Origin of the sequence: Nocardia sp. No.11 (assembly GCF_038752175.1) — a bacterium.
Lineage (GTDB): Bacteria > Actinomycetota > Actinomycetes > Mycobacteriales > Mycobacteriaceae > Nocardia > Nocardia canadensis.
Genome location: NZ_JBCGFB010000218.1, coordinates 1 through 4,800, shown reverse-complemented (window position 1 = coordinate 4,800; position 4,800 = coordinate 1). Strand labels below are relative to the sequence as shown.

Sequence of the window (4,800 nt, the reverse complement as noted above, 5' to 3'; positions counted from 1 at the left end):
GGGCGAGGGCGGCGGCGACCGCGAGGCGCTGCTGCTGGCCGCCCGAGAGCGTCGCGGTCTCGCGCCTGCCCATGCCGGACAGGCCGACCTCGGCCAGCAGTGCGTCGACGTCGACCTCGGCGGCCAGCTCGGCCGACAGGCCCCACACGACATCGTCGGCCACCGAGACGCCGAGGGTCTGGCTCTCCGGCCGTTGCAGCACCAGCGCGGTGCCGCCCAGCTCGCCCAGTCCGGCCGAACCCGGCCTGCTGACCGCGCCCGTCGTCGGCGGCCTGCCCGCGAGCACGCGGGTGAGCGTCGACTTGCCCGAGCCGTTGTGGCCGACGACGGCGACGAACTCGGCCGCGTGGATGGTCAGATCGATGCCGGACAGCGCGTCGGCGGTGGCGCCGGGGTAGCGGTAGCCCGCGCCGTGCAGGGTGACCGGCAGTGGCCCGACCGGCCGATCGTCGTCGGGTGCGTCGAGGCGGTCGCTGCCGGGCAGCCAGGCCAGCCGGTCCAGCACCGAGCCCAGCACGAACCACGACACGATCGCGCTCAACAGCACGCCGAGGAAGACCGAACCGCCGAGGTAGAGCCACCAGTTGCGCAGCAGCGCGTCGGTGAGATCGGCGGTGGCGCGGCCCAGCGGCTCCAGCGCCGCCTGCCGGGCGGCCAGGTTCTGGATGCCCTCCGCGGTACTACGGAGGGCATCGAAGAACAGCTGCCTGGTGCGCGAGAACAGCAGCAGGCTACCCACCGAGAACAGTCCCCAGCCCACCCCGGCGACCGCCGCGAGCGCCACCACCGTGGGCAGCCCGCCACCGCGCCGCTTCACGATGCCGATGATGCCCGCGAGCGTCGCGGCGCCGAACACCCCGAGCGCGGGCATGATCCCCGCGGCGACGAAGGTGACCAGGCCCGCCGCGACGCTGGCGGTGACCAGCGCGCGCAGGCGGTAGCGGTGGGCCAGCAGACCCAGGGGAACCGCGGCGACCAGTTGCAGGGCCGCCGCCATGGGAACCAGGGAACCCACGGTGATCAGGCCGACGGTCAGGCCGGCCATCACGGCACCGGTGGCCAGTTCGATGGGGCGCAGGGGTCCGCGGGGAAGATCCGCGGGCGTGTCTCTCACGTGTCCCAGTCTGCCAGGGGTGTATGTGGCCGGTCTGTGACCTCGTGTAGCGGTTGTGTGAGGAAACCGGGGAGATCCCGAGCTCAGGCCGGTGGTTCGGCCAGCCAGCCACCCATCGCGACGGTGCGGAAATGGGTTGTGAGGGTATTGGTCTCGTCGATGACATGCAGCGCGATCGCCGGATCGGGGGCGTAGTCCATCACCTTGTGCGGCAGCGTCACCTCCCAGGCGCCGCCCAGTACGGAGGCCGTACTCGGGCAGGTCACCATGGGTTTTCCGGCGAATGTGGTCGCGATGGGGGAGTGCGCGTGGCCGGTCAGCACGCCGATGATGCGTGGATCACCGGCGACGACGGCGGCGAGGCGGTCCGGCTCGGCCAGCGCGATCACGTCGACGACCGGGCTGGCGACGGGTTTCGGCGGATGATGCAGGGCCACCAGGATGGGGCCGTCGGCCGGGGCGGCGGCCAGGGTCGCGCGCAGCCAGTCGAGGGTCTCCTCGCTCAGCAGGCCGCCCGCTTCGCCGGGGACGCTGGAGTCGAGCAGGATCGTGGTGAGTGGTCCGACGCGGTGGACGCTGTTGATCGGAGCGGACGAGGGGGCTTCGCCCAGCAGTTCGGTGCGGAAGGCGACGCGGTCGTCGTGGTTGCCCGGCAGCAGATAGACGGGGACGTCGGCGCGCAGGGCCAGGCGGGCTTCGGCGTACTGCTCCGGCTTGCCGGAGTCGGTGATGTCGCCGGTCACGAGGAGGACGTCGGGCCTGCGGGGGAGGTCGGCCAGATAGGCCATCACCCGCTCCACGCGCTCGGTGTTGCGCGGGGTGAGGTCGAAGTGGGTATCGCTGAGCTGAGCCGCCAGGATCATCGGCAGTCGCTTTCTTCTCTGGGATCGCTCCGTTGCGTCAGAGTGTGCCGGTATGAGTCCTCGGCACCTCTCAAGGCTAGATGACCTGGGCTTATCCGTCTTCATGAGGCGTGCCACGACCGATAACCTCATCGGCGGTCTGTGTCATCGATCACGCGTCGGAGTTCGGCGTTCCGCTGCGTTCGGACAGCGTTTGTAGTACCCGCAGGAAGGTGCGCCGATCCTCGGCGGGGAGGTCGGCGAGCAGTCGCTGTTCCTGTGCCTGGATGTCGTGCTGGGCGCGGTCGCGCAGGCTCGCTCCGGCGGGGGTCAGCTGGACCAAATTGACGCGCCGGTCGGCCGGATCGGGTTCGCGCCGGATCAGGCCGCGGCGCTGTAGATCGTCGAGGACGGGGATGATCCTGGTCTTGTCCGCGCGGACCGCCTTGGCCAGCGCGGCCTGGGTGTGGACGGGCTGTTCGCCCAGTCCGAGCAGTACCGCGTAGGCCCACATGGTGAGGCCGTGCCGGTCGAGGACGGGTCGTTCCGCCTCCGTCAGCGCACGGCCGAGCGGCACGAGCATGGCCGCGAGGTCGGGTCGGGTCGCTTTCGGCATGGTCGAAATCTACCGGGGAGATCCCCTTGGCAGATGATAAGCATAAGCATACGATCTGCGCATGCATACTATTTTGGAGGATCGACTGCTGCTCGCCCGGCATCAGCGCGCCGTCCGGTTGAGCGTCGAGGCGGTCGAGGCGGCCGCCGATGCCGCGCTGACCGTCGAGACACCCTGTGCCGGGTGGGATCTGCGCGCGCTGCTGGAACACATGGGCACCCAGAACCGGGGCTTCGCCGCCGCGGCGCGCGGCGCGGACGACCCCGCGGTGTGGGAGGTCCGGCGCGCCGCCGACCCGGTCGACGCCTACCTGCGCTCGGCCGACGAGGTCGTCACCGCCTTCGCCGAGCCCGGTGCGCCGGCCCGCACCCTCGCCCTGCCGGAGATTCCACCCGGCCGCTTCCCCGCCCCGACGGCACTCGGTTTCCATCTCGTCGACAGCGTCGTGCACGCGTGGGATGTCGCCCGATCCGTCGGCCGCACGGTCGATCTCGACCCCGACCTGGCCGCGACCGCACTGCGCGTGGCGATGGCCGTGCCCACCGGGAAGTCGCGGGAGCGTCCGGGCGCGGCCTTCGCTCCGGCGCTCGACGTGGCAGACGACGCGGCCACGCTCGACCGCATTCTGCGCGTCCTCGGCCGCTCGCCGGATTGGCGGCCGTCCGACCGTCCCGGCCGAGCGCGAGGCGTGCTCCGCGACCGGCGGTCGGGTGGCAGCGCGCGACCCGAATGGCCGACCATAGGGGGATGACGCTCAGTACCGACCAGGCCGAGGTGTTCGAGGCCGCCCGTGGCCGTCTGGAGGCGATCGCCTACCGCCTGCTCGGCTCGGCCGGCGACGCCGAGGACGCGGTGCAGGACACCTACCTGCGCTGGCACGCGGCCGATCGGGACCGGATCGAGACGCCGGTCGCGTGGCTGACGAAGGTGCTCACCAATATCTGCCTCAACCAGCTCACCTCGGCCAGGGCCCGGCGGGAAACCTATGTGGGCCAGTGGCTTCCGGAACCGGTCTTGGCCGGTGACCGCATGCTCGGTCCGGCCGACACCGTCGAGCAGCGCGAATCCGTCTCGCTGGCGATGCTCGCGGTGATGGAGCGGCTCTCGCCCAACGAGCGCGTGGTGTACGTGTTGCGCGAGGCGTTCGGGTATCAGCATCGCGAGATCGCCGAGATGCTCGAGATCGGCGAATCGAACTGTCAGCAGATCTACCGGCGGGCCAAGCAGCATGTCGGCGGGCGGTCCCGGGTCACGATCGACGCGGCCGCGGCGGAGCGGATCGTCGAGGAGTTCCTCGCGGCGGTGCTCAGCGGTGACACCGACCCGCTGGTGCGGCTGCTCGTCGACGACGCGGTCGGCATCGCCGACGGCGGTGGCCGGATCCCCGCTCGCAAGTCCCCGGTCCTCGGCGCGCTCGGCATCGCGCGCTACCTCAGCCAGGTGTTCCGCCCGACGCAGGCCAAACGCGCCTACGTCGGTGGCTCTCCGGTGTTCTACGCCTGCGTGGTCAACGGTGGTCCCGGTGCGCTGGCGATGGTCGGTGACGAGGTGATCGCCGTCGTCGGCCTCGACGTCACGCCCGACGGCATCGCCGGCGTCCAGATCCAGGTCAACCCGGAGAAACTGGCCCGGGTCGGCAGGCAGTGGGCGGCCGAGGGACCGCACACCCCGCTCGATCTCGTGTGGTGACCCAGGTCACATCGTAATGCTGTCAGGGTTCGCGGGGCTGTCCGGTTCAGGAGGGGAGTCCATCCCGATAGGAGCGAGCCATGAAGCACCGCATTGTCGTCCTCGGCGCCGGGTACGCCGGAGCCATCGCCGCCGGACGTCTGGCGAAGCGGCTGCATCGCGACGACGTCGCGATCACCGTCGTCAACGCCGACGCCGATTTCGTCGAGCGGGTGCGGATGCACCAGCTCGCGACCGGGCAGGAGCTGCGCGAACGCCCGCTGGGTGAGGTGTACGCGGGCACCGGCGTGCGGGTCGTGGTCGACCGGGTCACCGCGGTCGACGTCGAGCGCAAGCGAGTCGACCTCGCCGACGGCGATCCCCTCGACTACGACACCCTCGTCTACGCGCTGGGCAGCACCGGCGCCGATCAGGGCGTCCCCGGCGTCGCCGAGCACGCGCACAGCCTCGCCGGAAAGCGGTCCGCGCTGCGGCTGCGGGCCCGGCTGGCCGAGCTGCCCGCGGGCGCGCCGGTGGTGGTCGTCGGCGGTGGCCTGACC

At 71.4% G+C, this 4,800-nt stretch carries 6 protein-coding genes; 3 read left to right on the top strand and 3 right to left on the bottom strand.

The features are described from left to right. The 3 genes from V8688_RS31270 to V8688_RS31260 all read right to left on the bottom strand — a co-directional run. Positions 1 to 1,114 (bottom strand): ABC transporter ATP-binding protein (locus V8688_RS31270; RefSeq protein ID WP_342802317.1); only part of this gene is annotated, 1,114 nt, incomplete at its 3' end. An 83-nt stretch (positions 1,115 to 1,197) separates the two neighbouring features. Then, complete coding sequence (locus V8688_RS31265) at positions 1,198 to 1,977, bottom strand: metallophosphoesterase (protein ID WP_218720784.1); 780 nt, start codon at positions 1,975 to 1,977, stop codon at positions 1,198 to 1,200. Between the two features lie 151 nt (positions 1,978 to 2,128). Further along, a complete protein-coding gene (locus tag V8688_RS31260; protein ID WP_218720783.1) occupies positions 2,129 to 2,572 on the bottom strand; it encodes a MarR family transcriptional regulator in 444 nt (147 codons plus the stop codon). 61 nt (positions 2,573 to 2,633) lie between these two features. Here V8688_RS31260 and V8688_RS31255 point away from each other — a divergent pair, with 61 nt between their 5' ends. The 3 genes from V8688_RS31255 to V8688_RS31245 form a co-directional block, all read left to right on the top strand. Beyond that, positions 2,634 to 3,323: a TIGR03086 family metal-binding protein gene (locus V8688_RS31255; RefSeq protein ID WP_342802316.1), complete on the top strand. Its 690-nt coding sequence runs from the start codon at positions 2,634 to 2,636 to the stop codon at positions 3,321 to 3,323. After that, the gene (gene sigJ, locus V8688_RS31250) at positions 3,320 to 4,261 is read left to right on the top strand and encodes an RNA polymerase sigma factor SigJ (RefSeq protein ID WP_342802315.1); all 942 of its coding nucleotides are present in this window, start codon (positions 3,320 to 3,322) and stop codon (positions 4,259 to 4,261) included. Before V8688_RS31255 ends, sigJ begins: the two co-directional genes overlap by 4 nt. Positions 4,262 to 4,341: 80 nt before the next feature. Beyond that, on the top strand, positions 4,342 to 4,800 hold a 459-nt coding region (locus tag V8688_RS31245; RefSeq protein WP_342802314.1), incomplete at its 3' end, for an FAD-dependent oxidoreductase.